Below are 20908 nucleotides of genomic sequence, written 5' to 3' on the forward strand. Positions count from 1 at the left end.
TAGCACTCTACACCATCAACACCTGTGAGCTTGTGCAAGACAGTCGCGGCCACTGGTATGCCTGTATCACCATTAAAGAGTACCCAAAAATTGAGTGCGGTACAGGCGAAACTGGTATTGATTTAGGCTGCAGGGACTCAGCAACGACAAGTAATGGTGAGGTACTAAAAACCAAAGTCACCCAGCAATACGCTAAAAAACTAGGCATTGCTCAGCGGGCTAAAAACAAACAAAGAGTTAAGGCGATTCACGCCAAGATTAAAAATACACGCCAAGACTTGATTCATAAATTTACCACCAACCTTACCAAGACTAATAAAATAATCATCATTGGCAAACTTCAATCAAAATCATTCACTAGGGGCAAACTCGCCAAGTCCGTCTATGATGCAGGTTGGTTTGAGATTAAGCGGCAACTGACCTATAAGTGCGAGAACGCAGGTTGCTACTATGATGAGGTAAATGAAAGTTACACCACCCAAACTTGTTCGTGTTGTGGCTCACGCCAAAACAGTCCGAAAGGTAGAGCAAACTTAGGAATAAGAGAATGGCTTTGCGAGTGCGGTGTCACTCATGACCGTGATATTAATGCGGCAAAAAACATTCTCGCGCTCGGGCTTGAGCGTCTAGTAGTAGGAATCCCCTCACTTTAGAGAGGGGAGGAAGTCAAATTAACATTGACTGTAATTGACACTGACACCGCGGGTAGCAGTGGGAATGCGGTTATCAGCATAAATAGCCAGACCGCCGCGTGCGGTTTCTTTGTATTTATCAGACATATCAGCGCCTGTTTGCTTCATGGTTTCAATCGCTTTGTCTAGTGAAACAAAATGCTGCCCATTGCCGCGGCAGGCAAGACGCGCGGCATTGATGGCTTTGACAGCGCCCATCGCATTACGCTCGATACAAGGGACTTGTACCAAACCACCAATCGGATCACAAGTCAGACCTAAATTGTGCTCAATCCCAATCTCGGCGGCATTCAAACACTGCGCTGGCGAGCCACCCATTATTTCGGCCAATGCCGAACCTGCCATCGCACAGGCTGAACCGACTTCGCCTTGGCAGCCAACTTCCGCACCCGAAATAGAAGCGTTTTGTTTAATTAAGCTGCCGATAGCGGTGGCATTTAATAAAAAGTTACGCACGCCAGCTTGGTTATAATTAAGCAGAAAATCACGATAGTAGTGCAAGACCGCCGGAATGATGCCCGCCGCACCATTAGTTGGGGCGGTGACCACTTTACCGCCATTGGCATTTTCTTCATTGACGGCAAGGGCATACAAATCGACCCAATCCATTGCTGCCAGCTTGTCAGTCTTGGCGATAGGCAGACCTTTTTCAGCACATAATTGATTGTGTAAATCGTGGGCACGGCGTTTAACGTCAAGGCCACCGGGTAAAACGCCGCTGTTTTTACAGCCTTGGGTTACACAGTCTTGCATCACTTGCCAAATAGCATCTAAATAACTAAAAACATCTGCTTGATCGCGGTAATGGCATTCGTTAGCAAGTACCAACTCGCTGATACTTAGTCCATGCTTATGGCACTGCTCAAGTAACTCTGCGGCAGTATTAAAAGGGTAGGGAACGATATCAATCGTTGGGCTGGCATGGTCCTCATCGGGATTATTGGCGTCATCTTCGTTAATCACGAAGCCACCGCCAACCGAATAATAGGTCTGCTGATATTTGCTACCATCGGTCAATATAGCGCGGATGGTCAAAGCATTCGGATGATAAGGCAATACCGTATCATCATACCAATACACATCACGCTCGGTGTCAAACTCGATAACATGTTTGCCAGACAAATTAAGCAGCTTGTCCGCGAAAATAGGCGCCAAGTATTGATCCGTTAAGCGCGTATCAATGGTGCTTGGCGTATGGCCAAGTAAGCCTAAATATATCGCCGTATCAGTTGCGTGCCCTTTACCAGTAGCAGCCAAAGAACCATAAAGCTCGATTTCAATATTCTTAATCGTTGTCAATGCGCTTTGTTTAAGCAATGACGTCAAAAATAAGTTGGCTGCCACCATAGGCCCAACGGTATGAGAGCTTGATGGCCCAATACCAATTTTAAATAAGTCGAAAACACTAATCATAAAAATACCAAGAAATTGTCAGTGCATCAGCGTCTGTTGTAGAAGGGGCTTAGTACTGGGGTGAAAAAATAATAGATAGCCGTCCAAAAACCTCTGATAAATACCGTACTATGACGATACAGAGCGTTTTTTTAGATGTTTACTTAAATAAAAAAGCTAAGCATTTAAAAATTTGCGACGTTATCTATGAATACCTGTCAGTATAAGCGGACACAAGGCAGCTGAATAATAACTTTTATTTATCATAGAACTCCGTTATCATGCTCGCAACCAATATCCTTGTAACATCCTGTAATTCAGCCATCACTATAGTGTAGAGAATGGCGCAAACAGTCGAGCATGTTTTTTAATGCTATTTATGTAGCGATTTATATTTACTGTAAGGAAATATATTTTCACTATTATCGTTTTGACTCAATTCACAGTTGTATTTTTACAGTGGCTTTTTAACAGTTTTTAGCTGATTGGTATTTTCTTAGCTCAAATAGGACAGCGCATGACAACACCTGAACCTCACGCTCCAGCACCGGAGAGCAATCACTCAGAGCCTCATAATGCATTAGCAGCGGCTGGTATCGATACAGCTGCGGTGAGTTATCCGCACAATCCAGACTTTGATAATGGTCGTTGGTTTCCAACGTGGCGTCCTTATAAGGGCAACTTGGATCGCGATCCGGTCGGCATTAATGAATATGTACCGCCTGGCAAGAGTGTGTTATTAGGGGTGCAGCATACGTTTGCCATGTTTGGCTCGACCGTGCTCGCGCCATTATTAATGGGGTTTGACCCCAATTTGGCCATTTTGATGTCCGGTATCTGTACGGTGATGTTTTTTATCATTACTGGCGGGCGCATGCCCAGTTATTTGGGCTCAAGCTTTGCTTTTATCGGTCCTGTGATTGCGATTACTGCTTATGCGGGTGTGGGATTCAATGACAATCTGAATGTCGCCTTGGGCGGTATCATGGCTTGCGGCATCATTTATGCCTTGATAGGTTTGTTGGTAATGAAGACGGGTACAGGCTGGATTGAGCGTTTGATGCCGCCTATTGTCACCGGTGCTATTGTGATGATTATTGGTCTAAATTTAGCGCCTGTGACCATTCAAGGGGTGTCTGCCAACCAGTTTGATGCATGGATGGCGACGCTGACGGTATTGCTTATCAGTGGGGTTGCAGTATTTACCCGCGGTATGCTGCGCCGTCTGTTGTTGCTGGTTGGTTTAATCCTATCTTATATTGCTTATTTTGTTACGACCAATATACTCGGTTATGGCGTACCGATTGATTTTAGCAATGTATCGGCGGCTTCATGGTTTGGTCTGCCAAGTATTCATACGCCGCATTTTGAGATGAGTGCGATTATTTTGATTGCGCCCGTGGCCTTTATCTTAATTGCCGAAAACTTAGGGCACTTTAAAGCAGTCGAAGGCATGACTAAAGCGCGCGTGACGCCTTATATGGGCAGAGCATTTTTTGCTGATGGCTTGGCGACGACGTTTTCAGCAGGCTTTGGTGGCACAGGGGTGACCACTTATGCAGAAAATATCGGTGTCATGGCCGTGACCAAAGTCTATAGCACGACGATTTTTGTGATAGCGGGTTTGGTTGCTATTTTGCTCGGCTTGTCGCCAAAGTTTGGTGCTATTATTCAGACCATACCGGCGGCTTTATTGGGCGGCGCCTCTATCGTCGTATTTGGTTTGATTGCCATTGCTGGGGCAAAAATTTGGATAGACAGTCATATCGATTTTAGCAAAAATAGCAATTTAATCATTGCCGCGGTTACCGTTATTATGGGTACGGGTAATTTTAGCTTGCATCTAGGCGGCTTTGATTTAGGCGGAATTGGCACCGCGACTTTAGCGGCGATTGTACTGAATGCTTTATTTAATCGACAAAAAGATTAACCGTCAAAAAGATTGATTTGTTCATCGTAAAAAAAGCCACAATGATTATTGTGGCTTTTACTTATTACGGCTCTTACTTATTATAACTTTTATTCATTACCGCTTTATTTATAATTTCGTTTATAAAATCTGGCAAAAAAGCGATAACGGCGTAGTGCGCGTGGCTTAGGTTTTAACGACCCTAAATAAATGGCAAACATCGTCAATAGCGCGCCGCTCCATTGCAGCGTATTAATCGGTTTATCAAGCCAGCTATAATCAATCACCAAGGCCGCAATGGGCTCGGTTAATAAGAGCAGCCCTGTCAATGCTAAAGACAGCTTAGGAATCGAGTAGGCGATAAGCCCCCACGCCAAGCATTGCATCACCGTGCCATAAATCAATATCCAACCAATCTCATACCAAGTATTGGGTAAGATATTACCCATATCAAAGATAAACATTGGCAGAATCATTGCTATGACGCCGCCGATACTCACCAGCTGCATCAGCATAAATATCGGCGTTGGCTCAGTATCATGGGTTTTACGGATAAAGGTCATCGACGCGGCAAGCATAGCGCCTGAAACAATACCCGTGACGAACCCCCAAGTCGCCGCGGTATTTTGCGCAAACTCAGGGCTACCTATCATTGCCACGCCTAGCATGGCTAAAAATAAACTGATGAGCTGCAAAATAGATTGGCGCTCATTAAAGTATAAAAAGCCAATGGCCGCCAAAAAGAAAATCTGCAAGCTATTAAGTAAGGTTGAGATACCGGGACCGACCGCATAAATACTCTCATGCCATAGCGCTAAATCGAGTCCTAAAAACGCGCCTGATAATAGACCGTAAAAAACAGCACGCTTTGAGCGCGGAAGTCGTTGCCCTGTCATTTTAGCCAATATAGCAAACACCACGCCAGAAATAGCCAGTCGCCAAAATGACATTGCCCAGCCACCGATATCGACATGGGCGACAATTAAGCTGCCCAAACCAAAAATAACGCAACCAATGACCAAGCCAGTAGCGGCGGAGCGTGAAGAGGCGATAGCCATGCAATATCCTTATCTCATTACTATGTTACTTTTTTAAAATGCTTTTTAAGTGTGGTTTGCTAAAGAGTTGATTTGTATAGACAAGCCATATTGTCAGTGTTTTGCTCTTGAATTGGAATGCTTTGGTGCAATTTATTTTATAATGACTTATCACTCACCATAGATAAATAAAGCGGTCACCTTCTTACAGTAATAGCATTGGCGCACAAGCTGCCATTTGTTACTCTATCATCTATTTGTATTTTGAATCACATCCTGTTTTAAAATAGTGATACTCTTCAAATACTTAACTTAATATAGTGAATTTTATATAAAATAAAGACATGATATTTTTGCGCGAAACTGTCGTAAATTTTCCTCGCTTGTTGTGCGCTTTGCTCTCCAGAGGCTTCAAAAAATCTATGACAGTTCCGCTATATCGTTTTTACAATGAACTCACCATATATTTACAGTGCTTCTATTACTTTTAGCCTAGGTTTGCTTATGCTGCAACGTTCTATATCGAAACGACAAATAGACTTCTTATCTACACTGCTGCCACGTCGCAGTTTCATTGCGCGTCTATTTGTCATGAGCGCCATAGCTGCTACGTTTTTTGGGATGTCAAATGCACAAGCCGCCAGCTGCAAAATACCCAAAAGCTATTATAAAAATGTCTCTTGTACCTCTAGTAGCGGCTATTTTTTAGCCATAAAAGATTACGGAGCACCAGTTGCCTTGATTGATAAGCAAGGCAAAAGTGTGCTTGATTTAACCCGCTATCAAAGAGTAGATGCTGACAAAATATCGGGCGGCTTGCTACCAGTGCTGCGTAATGGTCGGGTGGGCTACGTCAATATGCAAGGTCGCGAGGTTATTCCTGCGATGTACGATATGCTCAAAGAAGGACAAAGTTGGGCGCGTCCCGTCTCTGAAGGTCGCATTGTGGTCAAGCAAAACGGTCATTATGGGGTTGTAGATACTGCCAACAAGACAGTCATACCATTTTCCGCTGCAATTAGTGATATTGACGATTATCGTAGCGGCATGACGCGCGTACGTAAAAATCAAGCTATCAGCTGGTTGGATAAAAACGGCAAACCTACCTCTGACCCAAATAGCAAGGCTGCTAGTCAAAATTCGAAAAGTACACTTGTTAGCAGCAATGAAGCTGCGCAAAAGTTGCCACCGTCCCGTAGTTTTACCACCTTGCAGCCACGGCAACAAGACGGCAAATGGGGTTTTGTTGATGATAATAATGTGTCTATGATTACCTATTCTTTCGATGAAGTGCGACCATTTTCTGAAGGTTTGGCGGGCGTGCGTATCGATAATGAATGGGGCTTTGTCAATTTAGGCGGTGAATTAGTGATTCCTTTTCGCTTTGATAATAACGGTGTGAATGCGAGCGATCATTATAAAGACCAACCTGCATTTGTATTTACGAATGGCAAAGCTTGGATTGGCAATTTAGAAAATGGCAATAAAATGTGTATTGATAAAGAGGGTGATAGTATTGGATGTGATTGATACTTAAGACTTATCATTTAATATCACGCTTAAATTTGCCGGCGAAAAAAGAGTGTCAGAGCGATAGATCATTCATCTTTCTGACACTCTTTTTTTATACTTAATGATCATTAATTTTAAGCTTGAAGTACTACTTGTCTAATAGATGCTTGCTAATTAAATCGACCATATAGGGCTGATAGTATTCGGGAATATCGTGTGCCATACCTTCGATTAAATGAAAGCTTGCATTAGGAATGGTCTTTGCAACCACTCGACCTTGTGAGGCGGGTAACAGACCATCAGCGCTACCATGCAGCACAATCGTCGGTGCTTTAACTTGTTTGCTATATTTGCTAATCGAGCCAGAAGCTAAGATAGCATTGAGCTGTTGTACCGTACCAAGCGGATGAAAATTACGCTGATAACGTATCTTGGCGATGTCACGTACCATGCGCACATTGACGTGCCCTGGTGTGCCAACGGTTTTCATAAACCAGACGCTATGCCGTACGATATCGCGCTCAGAGTGGCTCTCAGGGCGGTTGATCAGGGTATATAACTGCTTGGGTTTGGGCGGCTTTAAAAAAGCACGATTGGTGGTGGTAAACATCAAGGCCATGCGCTGTACCAAACTTGGATAACGCGCGGCAACGATTTGCGCAATCATCCCGCCCATAGAAGCGCCAAGCAGATGCGTTTTACCAAGCTTTAAGGCTTTGATTAAACGCGCCGTATCTTCTGCCATGTCGGTTAAATTATAAGCAACCGGCGCGCCTTTATTCGACAGTCCCGTTTGCAGACGCATCATCATTTTTAATTGGCTGATACGCGGCAAACCATCAATCTGTACTTTGGACGACAAGCCGATATCACGATTGTCAAAACGAATTACAAAAAAACCGGCATCGATAAAGCGCTTTATGAAACTATTGGGCCAAAACACCATTTGTGAGCCAAGCCCCATAATCATAAGTAACGGCGGATTCTTGGGATCACCACCTGCCTCAACACACAGCTCAATGCCATCGCCGATATCGATCATCGATTGATAAAGATGCTCGCTCAAATCAGACGGATACCAAGCATGATCGCCAAACTTTTGCCATTCAGGCGTCGGGTAATCGATTGTTGGAGAGTCGATTATCGCAGCGCTAAGTGCTGAAGAATTAGATGGTGAAGAGCTGAGCACTGTATCATTCGTCATTTTGTCATTAAGCACTAAAGCATTGTCGGTTTCTTCTGAATTTACAGACGCGTTTGTGTGATTGGTGGGGTTTGATTCTGTCATGAAGTATCCTATTTAGATGGTCGTTGGCTTAAAATTCGAGCATCTCAAAATCAAGCTTGCCAACGCCGCATTCTGGGCACGTCCAGTCGTCTGGAATGTCTTCCCATTTGGTACCAGGCGCGATGCCTTCTTCAGGGCAGCCAAGCTCTTCGTCGTATATCCAGCCGCAGACAATACATTCATAACGTTTCATAAATAGTCCTATCGATTATTTCCAGTATTACGATTACCAATGTTTCTTTTACCAGCGTTTTTGCTATTACCAGTGGCGTTAATTAGATTAATTGGCGTTTTTAAAGCAATTATTAAGTATTCTAGCCAACATTTAGCATGTAAAAACGCACGTAGTTTAGCATATAGCGGTTATTTTCATAGTTAAGTTTACACTTGTATATTGAGATTCACCAGCTTTTATCAAGTGCTTATGCGTCACTTTCAAGGTTTTAGCTGGGCTGTCATTGCCGATTTTGCCGTCACGATAAAGCCGATTATGCTATAATTCTCGCCGCTATTTTTAGCGATTGTCATCTCATTTATCACCTACCTCATTTACCACCGTCATATCATTATTTAAGTTTTATAAGTTAAGGGTTACTATGAGCGCGAATGCCGCCGTTACATCAGCTGAAGTTAAGACCACAACCGATTCATCTAATATGCTCAATACTGACCATCCATTTTGGCAAATCATTCGCACAGTACCAGACTTCCCAAAAGTTGGTATCGATTTCTATGATATTACACCGTTACTACGCAGTCATATCAATGCGGTGATTGATGAGATGTTGGCGGTTTTGCCTAAAGGTTTGCTTGATGAAGTGGATTGCTTAGGCGCCGTAGAAGCGCGTGGGTTTGTATTTGCCAGTTTGCTGGCGGGACGTTTGGGTAAAGGCATGATTTTGCTGCGTAAACCCGGTAAATTACCGCCGCCGGTTGCTAATAAAGCTTATGTATTAGAATACGGCAAAGACACGCTTGAGATGCAAAATAATTTGCCGCCTGAGCGGGTATTATTGGTCGACGATATCTTGGCGACAGGCGGCACGCTGATGACCGCTTATGAGCTTTGTAAATCTGCACAGCATACGGTGGTTGGCGCCTTGGTATTGTTAGATTTAGTTGCTTTACATGGCGAGTTTCCTGTACCTATTTATACCGTTTTAAAAGCTTAGAGAAATGGTTTTAGCATAATAAAAAGCGCGCTGGATAATTATAGTTCAGCGCGCTTTTTTTAATGCTATTTGTTTGTCTTAATTCGTTTTACTTTACGCTATTTAGCTTGCTGATAACTTTTACACGCTTGTTCGACGAGCAAGCGACTGATCGTTTTTGGTTTGGTCAGCTTAAAGTCTTTGGTCGTTAATATCGGCTTATCAGATTGCCAAGATTTTAATACTTTATCGTCAGCTGCATAATTGACGTAAGCACGCTGATAGTAGCTTGCGTCCTTACATGAGATAAGCCATTGCTGGTCGCTATGATGAATGCTGGTTTCTTTCACTGTTTTATTAGCGCCTTTGTCTTTACTCTCTTTTGCTTTCGCCTCATTTTCTTTAGCGTCTTTTGCGCTATCCTTTGGCGCAGGATAGGTTCTACGAATCGAGACAGTAATGTTTTCGACTTCTTTTTCATCAATAATATGAATGTCTGAGCGTTCGATAGAATCCACATCCAAGCTAAAAATAGAGCCAGTTTGGCTTTTTGAGACCTCTAACCAGTTTGCCGCATAGCCACTCATTGCAAGCGTACTACCTGCTAATATCACTGCTAGCCGTTTCATAATCGAGCCTTGCTTGTTGTTATATAAAGTCGCTTATCATAGCCAACTTGATAGAAGCAGGCAAATTACTTTTATGACAAGGGGTTCATACTGAGACAATCTCAGCACTCGTGATTAGCAGGCAAACGCATAAAATATATAAATATCGCAGTTAATCTCGCATCGCCGCGAGCATTTGCGCAAGCTCATCACGCGCACCGATAAAGCCATCGATACCCTTGGGTAATAAGTCTTGGGTGACGATATCTTGCTGATAAGCGGCACTGAACTCGTCATGGGTTAAGCTGACCTTCGCCATGTCGGGCAAATCCATTGACATACTTGGTGACAGTTGGCGTGTCACTTCGACATCCATGGCTGCCAGCTCATCAATCAGATTGGGCGCGATGGTCAATAGATCACAACCAGCCAGTGCTAATATTTGCTCGGTCGAGCGGAAACTTGCGCCCATCACTTGGGTCTTATAGCCATGTTGTTTGTAGTATTGGTAAATAAGCTTGACCGATTGCACACCCATATCATCTGAAGCAGGGACATTTTGGCGGTTTTGCTGACGTTTTTGCCAGTCTAAAATACGCCCTACAAAAGGCGAGATTAGGGTCACGCCCGCATCGGCACAAGCAATCGCTTGATGCTGACCGAATAATAACGTCAAGTTGCAGTGAATTCCCTGCGTTTCAAGGTAACGCGCCGCTTCAATACCTTGCCACGTTGCGGCCATCTTAATTAAGACGCGCTCTGAATCAATACCTGCTTTTTGGTAGGCTTCCATAAAGCTGAGCGCTTTATCAATGGTGGCTTGAGTGTCATAAGATAAGCGTGCATCGACTTCGGTTGAAACGCGACCTTCAATCAATGCTAAAATATTACAGCCGATTTGAACGGTTAATTCATCAATCACTGCATCGACATCACCGCGATGGCGACTCATGGTTTCTGACATCAGCGCTTCATTGTCCGGATGAATCAGCGCTTTGGTAATAAGGCTTGGATTGGTCGTGGCATCGATGGGTTTTAGACGCGCAATGGCGGCAAGGTCGCCCGTATCAGCGACAATAGTGGTCATGGTGCGAAGCTGTTGTAATGCGCTCATCAGATATCCTATGATTAATTTACGTTTTGATGTTTTTATTTAGCCGTGTTATTTAGATTGGTTATTTCAGTTAGTTGCTTATGAATTTTCATTGATAAAGCGATTTATCATGGCGGTATGGTGAATTTAACGGCTATCTTTAAACTGTATCATATATTTGGACGGTTGTAGCCTGATAGTTTTATAGGGTATAGCGTTTATCGTGCATAACTGTGCTAAGATTTATGGCAAATTGCTTATTTGCGCGTATTTACGAATGGGCACTGTCGATAGTTTTTGCTATAGTAGAGCCGATCCACTGTTTGGCTCGCTAAACATGAGAACTAAGCGAGCATTTATTATTAAAATAAGCAGGTTACCTAGCTAGTAGACAACAGTCATAAACTTTAGCAATAACTTTAGCAATAATATTAGAAAAAGGATGGGCGGTAATGAGTGAGCAGTCACCAGAGCAAAATGTAGACAATCTAAGCCAAACCCCTGCAAGTGTTGATGGGGCTGCAACTGATAAAGCGTTTTTAAACACATTGCGCCAAAGTATTGATGCAGTTGACTGCGAAATTCAAACGCTCATTAATAACCGTGCCAAATTGGCGCAGCAAGTAGCGACGGTAAAAAAAGACCACGTTGCCAATAGTCCTGATACCGAAAAAACCAATCCTATTTTTTATCGTCCTGAGCGTGAAGCGCAAGTGTTAAAGGCGGTGATGGAGCGCAATACCGGGCCCATCGCCGATGAAAAAATGGCGCGTTTGTTCCGCGAAATCATGTCAGTCTGCCTTGACTTGGAAGCACCGCAGCGTATTGCATTTTTGGGCCCTGTCGGCACCTTTACCCATGCCGCCGCTTTAAAGCACTTTGGTAAAGCTGCCGATACTGTGCCACTAAATACTATTACTGACGTCTTTCGTGAAGTTGAAGCGCGTACGGCGATGTATGGTGTGGTACCAGTTGAAAACTCATCAGAGGGCGTGGTTAACCATACCTTAGATGGCTTTTTATCTTCTAGCTTAAAGATAATCGGTGAAGTTGAGCTACCTATTCATCAGAACTTTTTGGTTGCTGAACACACCAAAATTGATGGCTTAAGCCGTATTTACTCACATCAGCAGTCATTGGCGCAGTGCCGTCATTGGCTCGATGTTAATTTCCCAAATGTTGAGCGTGTGGCGGTATCGAGCAATGGTGAAGCGGCCCGCCGTCTCAAAAACGAATGGCATTCAGCGGCAATCGCCGGTGATGTGGCAGCGGCAGAGTACGATTTACATAAGCTGTATTCAAATATCGAAGACAATCCTAGTAATACCACGCGTTTCCTAATTATCGGTCACGAAGCGATTGCGCCATCGGGTCAAGATAAAACTTCAATTATGGTTTCAGCGCATGATAAAGCGGGCGCCCTGATCGAAATCTTAAAGCCCTTGTCTTATCATGGCGTGTCGATGACCAGTATCGAAACCCGTCCTGAACGTCCAAATAAATGGGCTTACGTGTTCTTTATCGATATGGATGGCCACATCGAAGACGCAAATGTGAGTGCAGCAATTGCGGATATCCGCCCATTGGTCAAAGATTTGCGTATCCTCGGTTCTTATCCAAAAGCCGTGCTATAAAGCTGGCTTAATAGAATGGTTTTAACAGTAGGGATTCATCAACAGTAAATGCCATATCACATCCAAGGATAAATCATGCAGTCATCTCAGTCGACAGAGTCAAATTTATCACCGCTAGTGCCGGCCTATGACAGTATTTTAGAGCTAATGCCTTATCAGACGGGCAAGCCGGTTGAAGAGTTGACACGCGAGTACGGTGTCTCAGATGTGGTCAAGCTTGCTAGTAATGAAAATCCACTGGGCTGCTCACCGCATGTCACGCTTGCGATTACCGAGCAACTGGGTCAGCTGGCACGTTATCCTGATGGCAATGGTTATTATCTCAAACAAGCACTTGCTGACTTTAACGATGTTGGTGTTGAGCAGATTACTTTAGGTAATGGCTCTGATGATTTGCTTGATATCTTAGCGCGTAGTTTTGCTGGCGTCGATGATGCGATTATTTATAGTCAGTATGCTTTTATCGTTTATCCGATGCTGGCCAAAATGCAAGGCGCAAAAGGCGTGGAAGTGCCAGCCAATCGTTTTGGTCATGATTTAAAGGCGATGAGTCAGGCGGTAGCGGACAATCCTAATAGCAAAATGGTCTTTATCGCCAATCCTAATAACCCAACGGGTACGCAGCTTACGCAGCAAGAGTTACGTGCGTTTGTCGCTAGTGTGCCAAGCTCAGTGTTGGTGGTATTAGATGAAGCCTATAACGAATATAGTCCTGAGAGTAATAATAGAGCGCTGCTCGATGAATTTGAGAATGTGGTTATTGTACGTACCTTTTCAAAAGCCTATGGGCTAGCAGGTTTGCGTGTTGGTTATGCGCTAAGCTCAGTCGCTGTCGCCGATTTACTCAATCGCATTCGTCAGCCCTTTAACGTTAGTAGAGTCGCTTTAGCTGCTGCCAATGCTGCGCTTGCAGACCAAGACTTTATTGAAAAAACAAGACTTAATAACCAAGAGCAAATGCGCTGGTTAGAAAAGCAGTTTGATGCTTTGGGGCTAGGGTTTATTAAGTCGCATGCCAACTTTATCATGGTTGAAATAGAAGTTGAGATGGAAGACATAAACGCGGCTGCCATTTATCAAGCATTGCTAGAGCAGGGCGTGATAGTGCGTCCATTAGCAGGTTATGGTTTGCCCAATTGGTTGCGTATTACGGTAGGGGTTGCAGAAGATAATATGCGCCTGATTGATACCTTGCGCTCAATATTGACTGAAGATTAATAAAAAAGTAGTTATCCCTATTTTAAACAAAAAATAAAATAATTTTACGACGCCGATATCAGTATGTTTTATGCCTACTGATGCTGGTTTGTTGAAAGAGAAACGCCGTGAGTCGCCAGCAAAACAATCTTAGCAATCAAAATATAAGTAATCAAAACCTAAGCAATCAACCCATAACCAACCAAAACAATCATATGCAATCGTCTATATATACTCAGCCGCCATTATTTGAGCAAGTCTGTGTTATCGGTCTAGGGCTGATTGGCGCGAGTCTTGCCCAAGCCATCAAAGACCTTGGTTTAAGTGCGCGCTTGGTGGCGGTTGATCGACATGCACCAAGCATCGATGAAGCCATGGAATATGGTTTGCTAGATGCGGGTAGTGCCGTCTTAAGTGAAGTGGTATCGGGCAGCGACCTAATTATCATTGCCGTGCCAGTGCAAGCGGTAAAGGCTGTGTTTGTCGATATCAAAACCGCGATGGATAACGGACAGCTTGCTGCTGATTGCCTCATTACCGACGTCTGTAGTACCAAGGTTAATATCATTGAGGCGGCAAAAGCGGTCTTTAGCTCGCTACCAACGGGGTTTGTCCCTGCGCATCCGATTGCTGGGGCGGAAAATTCAGGCTATCATGCCAGGCGCGCCACTCTATTCGTCAATCATAGCGTGATTATCTGCGAGCTGCCAACGGCTAATGATAGCGCCATTGCTAAGCTGCGGCAGTTATGGGAAGCAGTTGGTGCGACGGTCATGCCGATGGCGGCTGAACGTCATGACGCAATATTGGCACATACCAGTCATCTGCCGCATCTGCTGGCGTTTAATTTGGTTGAACAGCTGGCAAGTCATGATGACAATTTAGATATGTTTCGCTATGCCGCAGGCGGTTTTCGCGACTTTAGCCGTATTGCCGCCAGCGACCCTAAAATGTGGCATGATATATTTTTTGCCAACCAAAGCGCGATTATAAGCGCTCTTGACGAGTATGGCGTTTATCTACAGAATATGCGCCAGCTTATCATTGATAAAGATTCGACCGCCCTCATGGGGCTTTTGGGCCGCGCGCAAGCCGCACGGCGACATTTTGGCCATATGTTAGCCAGCACCCCTTATACGGATACTTCTGCCATGTCAGCTTCTTATAGTATTACTCCTAGCAACACCGTCTCTGGCACCATTACTATTCCTGGTGATAAATCTATCTCGCATCGCAGTATCATGCTTGGTAGCCTTGCCACAGGTGTCACCAACGTCACAGGGTTTTTGGAAGGAGAGGATGCGCTGGCTACCTTGCAAGCATTTCGTGATATGGGCGTGAGTATTGAAGGCCCTGATAAAGGTAAATTAACCATTCATGGCGTCGGTATGAACGGTCTAAAACCAAGCAAAACGCCCTTATATATGGGCAACTCAGGCACCAGTATGCGCCTGCTTGCCGGTATATTAGCAGCGCAGTCATTTGATAGTGTATTGACAGGCGATACCAGTCTAAATAAGCGTCCGATGGAACGTGTGGCCGCACCATTACGTGAAATGGGTGCCGTCATTCAAAGTACCGGTCATAATGGTACCGCACCGCTTAGCATTACGGGTCGTGCGAATGTTGGTGAGCCGCTCCAAGGTATGGAATATGATATGCCAGTTGCCTCTGCACAGGTTAAGTCTTGCTTATTATTGGCGGGACTTTGGGCAGAAGGTACCACGACCGTTATTCAACCTGAAGTTAGCCGCGATCATACCGAACGTATGCTCTCAGCCTTTGGTTATCCTGTGACAGTTGATGGCAATCGTGTCAGCGTCAAAGGTGGCGGCACGCTTACAGGCGGCGATATCGCCGTTCCTGCTGATATCTCTTCAGCCGCATTCTTTATGGTAGCCGCAGCCATCAGTCAAGGTAGCGAGTTGACGCTAACGCAAGTCGGTATCAATCCGACGCGTACAGGTATCATTGATATCTTAAAATTGATGAATGCTGATATTAGCCTAAGCAATGAAACCCATGTCGGCGGCGAGCCAGTCGCTGATATCACTATTCGCAGCTCAAGCCTAAAAGGTATCGAGATTCCAGAATATTTAGTACCTTTAGCGATTGATGAGTTTCCCGTATTGTTTATCGCTGCCAGCTGTGCCCAAGGTCGTACGGTGTTAACCGGTGCAAAAGAGTTGCGTGTGAAAGAGTCAGATCGTATCGCCGTGATGGCAGACGGTCTACAAACGCTAGGCATTGATTGTACGGTGACTGAAGATGGCATGATTATTGAAGGTAAAGGCATCGAAGGTAAGGGCAGTAACGTTAATGAAGTGAATAACAGCCAGCCTGTCTTTGGCGGCGGGCATATCACCTCGCATCATGACCATCGTATTGCCATGAGCTTTGCGGTTGCCAGCTTACGTGCAGCGAAGCAGATTACCATTGAAGGCGTTGAAACCGTCAATACCAGTTTCCCAGGATTTGCTGAGCTTGCCAATCAAATCGGTATGTCTATCAAGGTCGATAATGGAGCGGCTTAATATTGAAGTTGTTATTTACCTGAAAAAAATATTATTAACTTCTAAAATTTAAAGCTTTATCTTCTGGATCTGTTAAAGTCCAAAAGCTAAATTTTTAAACTTGTTATAAAATTTATTTAATAATAGTTGTTGTCGTGAGCAATGTGTTGATACTTAGTTGGTATCAACGCATTGCTTTTTACTTTCTACCCTCTACGTAGTAACCCGGCGCCCTTACTTTTATCATTTGATAATGGTTTAAAAATAGGTAAGGGCGCGCTTTGCTCTAAAAAGTTGTATCGTCTTATGGCCACTCAAAATGTTGTCAAAAAACCCGTTGCTCCTATTCAAACCACCAGACGCGGTATTGCCACCGCGCTAACAGCGTTCTTTATTTGGGGTGCATTTCCTTTATACTTTAAGCAGCTCGCTGCTTATGATGCGACCGAGATTATCGGTCACCGCATTATATGGACCTTTGCCTGTTTGCTTATAGTATTGGTGCTGACCAAGCGCTGGCAGTGGATTGATACGCTAAAACATAACCCAAGATGGATAGCATTTTCTTTTATATCGGGGTTGATTATTGCTACCAACTGGTTAACTTATGTATGGGCGGTCAACCACGACCGCATTCTTGAAGCCAGTTTGGGTTATTTTATCGGGCCGTTGGTTGGCGTGGCCCTCTCGATGATTTTGTTTAAAGAGCGTTTGCGCCCCTTGCAATGGGTTGCTATTGGTTTTGCGCTATTATCGGTGCTGATTCAAGTCGTTATGATTGGTAGCCTGCCATGGATATCGCTGATTTTAGCCTTTAGTTTTAGTACTTACGGCACCATCCAGCGCCAAACACCGCTCACGGCGGTCGATGCCATGTTTGTAGAAACCACCATGTTAGTACCGATCTGTTTATGGTGGTTTTGGCAAGCTGACGTGGTGAGTAGTCAGTTAAGTTTTTGGTTTACCTCAAACATTTGGCTGCTGATGCTGGCAGGTCCGATTACGCTGATACCATTATTGTTGTTTAATAAATCGACTAAGATGGTTGCTTTTAGTATTCTAAGTTTTATGAATTATCTGACCCCGACCTTTATTTTCTTCTTGGCGGTATTCTATTATAACGAGCCTTTTGATTTACATCGTCTGGCGGTATTTGGTTTGATTTGGCTTGGGCTATTATTATTTAGCATTGACTTGTGGCGCCATAGACCGAGTAAAGTATTAAAAGCTGCGCGCCTACGTGAAGAGGCTTTATCGTAAAATCGTTTTAAAATAAAAGCATAATAAATAAGGATAAGTGCATGTTTCATACCGAATCTGATGTGGTATTTGTCAAAGGCTTAACAGTAGAGGCGGTGATTGGTGTTTATGCATGGGAGCGCGCTATTACGCAGCCGCTCCTGATTGACATAGCGCTTGAGACGGAAATTAGTAAAGCTGCTGTGTCAGATGATGTTAATGATGCGCTCAATTACAAAGCGGTCTGCGATGATGTGAGCGCATGGTGCCAAGCGATTAAAGCAAAGTTGCTTGAGCATTTGGCTGGTCAAATCGCCGATAAGCTACTGGCAAAATACAACTGTCATAAAATAACATTAAGCGTTGCCAAGCCCACTGCTATCAAGCAAGCGGATGCGGTCGGGGTGCAGATCACCCGTTATGCTAAAGTAGCAGCAACTGAGTCAGTGGCAAACGACAATAGCCAATCTAATAATGCATAAAAATCTGACTAATTTGAATCTTGAAGACTTAAAACAGTGCGCGCCTGAACAGCTGCAAACGCATTCTGTATCGGCAGTGCTGCTCGCCCTCGGTAGTAATTATCAAGCTGAGAAATACTTACCACGCGCTCGAGAACAGCTTGCGGCTTTAGGTGAAATACAGCTATCAACGGCATTTCAAAATCCTGATTTTACCGCGACACCTGAGCTACCAAAACCTGACTATACCAATCAGTGTGTTTATTTAACCCTTACATCTGCTATGACCCTGCAGCAGTTGCAGCAAAGCTTTAAGAGACTTGAAAGTGATTGCGGTAGACAGCGTTGCTCTGAATCAATAAAATATCCTATAAAAATAGTCACTATGGATATTGATATTTTATTAATAAAATTAGACGATAAAAAAAATAGCCTAAGCAAAAAATGGATAATCATGGCAGATCGTTATCCATTTAAGGCCCATGAAAGGGCAGGGGTTGAAGAGTTGATTTTGAGTGGGCTTTGAAGAAGTTAAATGCAGTGGCTGAGCTGTTATTAAGAATAAGTGAAAGTTTTCTAAGGCTTGTTATTTTCTTAAAAAATCTCAAAATAAAAGCTGGGTACTACCCAGCTTTTATCTAATTCACATGGTTTGGCGCAAAAATTCTTACTGCGCGGTCAAACCACCATCAATAATAAATTCTGCACCTGTTGAGTAGCTCGATTCATCTGACGCTAAAAATAGCACCATACCGCTGACTTCTTCGGGCTGCGCCACACGTCTCATCGGAATGGTTTTGGCAAAAGCTTCAACTGCATCTTTGGTATCGCCTTGCATAATCATCGGGGTAGCGATGACACCTGGGTGAATGGAGTTCACGCGAATGCCATGAGGTGCGCACTCTAATGCCGCCGCTTTGGTCATACCGCGTACCGCAAATTTAGAATCGGTATAGCCGATAGCGCCGCCAACCAAACCGTTAATCGATGAGATATTGACGATAGAGCCTTGCTTAGCGGCTTTCATGGTTGGAATAACCGCTTTCATGCCTAAAAAGACCGATACTTGGTTAATCTCTAAAATCTTGCGATAGTCTTCCAAAGAAGTATCCAAGATAGATTTGTGCGTGGTAATACCCGCGTTATTTACTAAGACATCGATTTGACCAAATTTTACCTGTGTTTCTTTAACGACTTGTTCCCAATCATCTTCATTGGTGACATCATGTTTGATAAATAGCGCATCAGCGCCAAGCTCTTTTGCCAAGGCATCGCCTTTATCAGAATTGATGTCGGTCAAGACGACTTTAGCACCCTCCGCCATACATAAACGCGCATGAGTTTCGCCCATGCCTTGAGCTGCGCCCGTGATGATGATAACTTTGTCTTGTAAACGCGCCATGATAGTGCCTTTTTTTAATTATGAATAATAAAAGAGTATAAGACAAAATGACTAAATATTCATTAACAGTTATATAGTCTTGACTGCATATTTTATCTTTTAAACAATGCTTTTAAAGCATAGCTTTAAATCATGATAGTGAGAAAACGATGTACAACGATATATTGGATTTTTGTTTTAATGAGGCAGGTAGTGAGAAGTTTTTTGAAAAAGACTTAGCGTTTGATAAGTTATTAATAGAGCGCTACAGCGATATACTTGAGCAAGCAGCGGCGGCAGAGTTTTATGCGTGGCGTAGCAGCATACAAGGGCGCTTAGCAGAAATTATTATATTAGACCAGTTCTCGCGCAATATTTACCGTAATACGCCAGCGGCTTTTGCCCAAGATGCGATGTGCCTTGTACTTGCGCAAGAGGCGGTAGCTGCCGGAGTATTAGAGGCGCTTGAAACGGTGGATGAACGTAAGTTTGTATTGATGCCTTATATGCACAGTGAATCAAAACTGATTCATCAGCAAGCAGAAAAGTTATTTAAACAATATACCAATGCAGACACCATAGATGCTGAGCTCAAACACAAAGTAATTATCGATCGATTTGGCCGTTATCCGCATCGTAATGACATTTTAGGACGGGTGTCAAGTAGCGAGGAAATAGAGTTTTTGACCCAGCCTGACTCGTCATTTTTATAAATGTTGTCTGTTAACTATAGTGAGAAAAAAGTACTATAGAGACATCACGCACTGCTAATATCAATTTTTCTTGCTTGCTGTGCCTGCGCAGACAGAGGCTACAAAAAATTGCTATCAGCAATACCGTCGCGTTTTTAGAATACTTTGACGATAGTTAGTCGTTAAAGCGCTATTTCTCTTTTTATTTAATCTCCAAGCTAGCGAGTAATTTACTTCTGCTCAGTGCCAGCTGCATCCATATCAGCACGACCGATCACATCTAAGTCTTCTAAGCACAGTTTATCGTATTCTTTTTTGCAAAAGTTTGGGTCTATCTTGCACATGGCCGCTTGTAGTTGATCGAGTCGATTTTCTGATTGTTGAATGTGCTCGAGCATTTTAGCAAAGGCTTCAGCCACTGGGTCTTGTGAAGAAGGGTCAATCCCATAAGCCTGAAACGCCGTCGCTCGTGCAGTATTAGAAGTAGGGTCTGTTTCTTGCTGGTTGGCAGTTGCACCTGCTTGCGCGGCTTTTTCTTGTTGTTTGGCGTCTTGTACTTTGGTTGTAATAGGATTGCCTTTTTCGTCATGATGGTCTGAAATCATACGGGCGGCGCTACCAACCATCGTTGCACCTGCGGGTACGGGTTTGACCACCACTGCATTTGAGCCGATTTTAGCGCCTTTACCAACCGTAAATGGTCCTAATACTTTAGCACCAGCACCGACAATGACTCCGTCCTCTAAAGTAGGATGACGTTTGCCATTATTCCATGAAACGCCGCCAAGGGTGACGCCGTGATAAAGGGTAACGTCGTTGCCAATCTCAGCCGTTTCGCCAATCACTACGCCGACGCCATGGTCAATAAAAAAACGCTTGCCGATTTTGGCGGCAGGATGAATCTCAATGCCAGTGATGATACGCGAGCCATAAGAGACGGCGCGCGCCGCCAGTTTTTGCTCATTTTGCCAAAGACAATGCGCGCCGCGATGTAAAATCAGGGCGTGAATGCCAGGGTAGGTCAAGATGACTTCTAGGCTATTACGCGCAGCAGGATCGCGATTGAATACCGCTTCGACATCTTCTTGTAGGTCTTTTTTGATACGGGC

The 20908-nt window shown here is 44.0% G+C and carries 19 protein-coding genes; 11 read left to right on the plus strand and 8 right to left on the minus strand.

Going from position 1 to position 20908, the window contains the following annotated elements:
* Positions 1-653 (plus strand): RNA-guided endonuclease InsQ/TnpB family protein (locus tag JMX70_RS12205; protein ID WP_201592488.1); only part of this gene is annotated, 653 nt, incomplete at its 5' end.
* A gap of 18 nt (positions 654-671) precedes the next feature.
* On the opposite strand, the gene JMX70_RS12210 is transcribed toward JMX70_RS12205, so the two are convergent.
* Complete coding sequence (locus JMX70_RS12210; protein WP_201592491.1) at positions 672-2105, minus strand: L-serine ammonia-lyase; 1434 nt, start codon at positions 2103-2105, stop codon at positions 672-674.
* Between the two features lie 496 nt (positions 2106-2601).
* Here JMX70_RS12210 and JMX70_RS12215 point away from each other — a divergent pair, with 496 nt between their 5' ends.
* The gene (locus tag JMX70_RS12215; RefSeq protein ID WP_227671266.1) at positions 2602-4014 is read left to right on the plus strand and encodes a solute carrier family 23 protein; all 1413 of its coding nucleotides are present in this window, start codon (positions 2602-2604) and stop codon (positions 4012-4014) included.
* Positions 4015-4118: 104 nt separating this feature from the next.
* Here the strand turns inward: JMX70_RS12215 and JMX70_RS12220 are convergent, their stop codons facing one another.
* Complete coding sequence (locus JMX70_RS12220) at positions 4119-5051, minus strand: DMT family transporter (RefSeq protein ID WP_068406930.1); 933 nt, start codon at positions 5049-5051, stop codon at positions 4119-4121.
* Between the two features lie 483 nt (positions 5052-5534).
* On the opposite strand from JMX70_RS12220, the gene JMX70_RS12225 reads away from it, so the two are divergent.
* A complete protein-coding gene (locus JMX70_RS12225; protein WP_201592494.1) occupies positions 5535-6560 on the plus strand; it encodes a WG repeat-containing protein in 1026 nt (341 codons plus the stop codon).
* A gap of 130 nt (positions 6561-6690) precedes the next feature.
* Here the strand turns inward: JMX70_RS12225 and JMX70_RS12230 are convergent, their stop codons facing one another.
* Both JMX70_RS12230 and JMX70_RS12235 read right to left on the minus strand, forming a co-directional pair.
* Positions 6691-7584: an alpha/beta fold hydrolase gene (locus JMX70_RS12230; protein WP_265089137.1), complete on the minus strand. Its 894-nt coding sequence runs from the start codon at positions 7582-7584 to the stop codon at positions 6691-6693.
* Positions 7585-7858: 274 nt separating this feature from the next.
* Positions 7859-8023 (minus strand): rubredoxin, encoded by a 165-nt coding sequence (locus tag JMX70_RS12235; RefSeq protein WP_068406924.1) that lies wholly within the window; start codon positions 8021-8023, stop codon positions 7859-7861.
* Positions 8024-8426: 403 nt separating this feature from the next.
* On the opposite strand from JMX70_RS12235, the gene JMX70_RS12240 reads away from it, so the two are divergent.
* Positions 8427-9002 (plus strand): adenine phosphoribosyltransferase, encoded by a 576-nt coding sequence (locus JMX70_RS12240; protein WP_201592497.1) that lies wholly within the window; start codon positions 8427-8429, stop codon positions 9000-9002.
* A 98-nt stretch (positions 9003-9100) separates the two neighbouring features.
* Here the strand turns inward: JMX70_RS12240 and JMX70_RS12245 are convergent, their stop codons facing one another.
* Together JMX70_RS12245 and JMX70_RS12250 are read right to left on the minus strand one after the other, a co-directional pair.
* Positions 9101-9610, minus strand: coding sequence for a hypothetical protein (locus JMX70_RS12245; RefSeq protein WP_201592499.1), 510 nt, complete (start codon positions 9608-9610; stop codon positions 9101-9103).
* A gap of 151 nt (positions 9611-9761) precedes the next feature.
* Positions 9762-10703, minus strand: a complete 942-nt coding sequence (locus JMX70_RS12250; protein ID WP_068406916.1) for a transaldolase — start codon at positions 10701-10703, stop codon at positions 9762-9764.
* Between the two features lie 431 nt (positions 10704-11134).
* Between JMX70_RS12250 and pheA the strand changes: the two genes are divergently transcribed.
* The 6 genes from pheA to JMX70_RS12280 all read left to right on the plus strand — a co-directional run bounded on the left by pheA (position 11135) and on the right by JMX70_RS12280 (position 18252).
* Positions 11135-12316, plus strand: a complete 1182-nt coding sequence (pheA, locus tag JMX70_RS12255) for a prephenate dehydratase (protein ID WP_201592501.1) — start codon at positions 11135-11137, stop codon at positions 12314-12316.
* 75 nt (positions 12317-12391) lie between these two features.
* Complete coding sequence (gene hisC / locus JMX70_RS12260) at positions 12392-13534, plus strand: histidinol-phosphate transaminase (RefSeq protein ID WP_201592503.1); 1143 nt, start codon at positions 12392-12394, stop codon at positions 13532-13534.
* 194 nt (positions 13535-13728) lie between these two features.
* Positions 13729-16047: a bifunctional prephenate dehydrogenase/3-phosphoshikimate 1-carboxyvinyltransferase gene (locus JMX70_RS12265; protein ID WP_201592571.1), complete on the plus strand. Its 2319-nt coding sequence runs from the start codon at positions 13729-13731 to the stop codon at positions 16045-16047.
* A 285-nt stretch (positions 16048-16332) separates the two neighbouring features.
* Positions 16333-17286, plus strand: coding sequence for an EamA family transporter RarD (gene rarD, locus JMX70_RS12270; RefSeq protein ID WP_201592505.1), 954 nt, complete (start codon positions 16333-16335; stop codon positions 17284-17286).
* A gap of 41 nt (positions 17287-17327) precedes the next feature.
* Positions 17328-17747 (plus strand): dihydroneopterin aldolase, encoded by a 420-nt coding sequence (gene folB, locus JMX70_RS12275; RefSeq protein WP_201592515.1) that lies wholly within the window; start codon positions 17328-17330, stop codon positions 17745-17747.
* Complete coding sequence (locus JMX70_RS12280; protein WP_201592517.1) at positions 17740-18252, plus strand: 2-amino-4-hydroxy-6-hydroxymethyldihydropteridine diphosphokinase; 513 nt, start codon at positions 17740-17742, stop codon at positions 18250-18252. The genes folB and JMX70_RS12280 overlap by 8 nt, the downstream gene beginning before the upstream one ends.
* Positions 18253-18393: 141 nt before the next feature.
* Here the strand turns inward: JMX70_RS12280 and JMX70_RS12285 are convergent, their stop codons facing one another.
* On the minus strand, positions 18394-19128 hold the full coding sequence (locus JMX70_RS12285; RefSeq protein ID WP_201592519.1) for a glucose 1-dehydrogenase: 735 nt from the start codon (positions 19126-19128) through the stop codon (positions 18394-18396).
* A 149-nt stretch (positions 19129-19277) separates the two neighbouring features.
* Here JMX70_RS12285 and JMX70_RS12290 point away from each other — a divergent pair, with 149 nt between their 5' ends.
* On the plus strand, positions 19278-19820 hold the full coding sequence (locus tag JMX70_RS12290; RefSeq protein WP_201592522.1) for a DUF924 family protein: 543 nt from the start codon (positions 19278-19280) through the stop codon (positions 19818-19820).
* Positions 19821-20029: 209 nt separating this feature from the next.
* On the opposite strand, the gene cysE is transcribed toward JMX70_RS12290, so the two are convergent.
* Positions 20030-20902, minus strand: a complete 873-nt coding sequence (cysE, locus tag JMX70_RS12295; RefSeq protein ID WP_406947882.1) for a serine O-acetyltransferase — start codon at positions 20900-20902, stop codon at positions 20030-20032.
* Between the last annotated feature and the right edge of the window lie 6 nt (positions 20903-20908).

The organism is Psychrobacter pulmonis (assembly GCF_904846465.1).
Classification (GTDB): domain Bacteria; phylum Pseudomonadota; class Gammaproteobacteria; order Pseudomonadales; family Moraxellaceae; genus Psychrobacter; species Psychrobacter faecalis.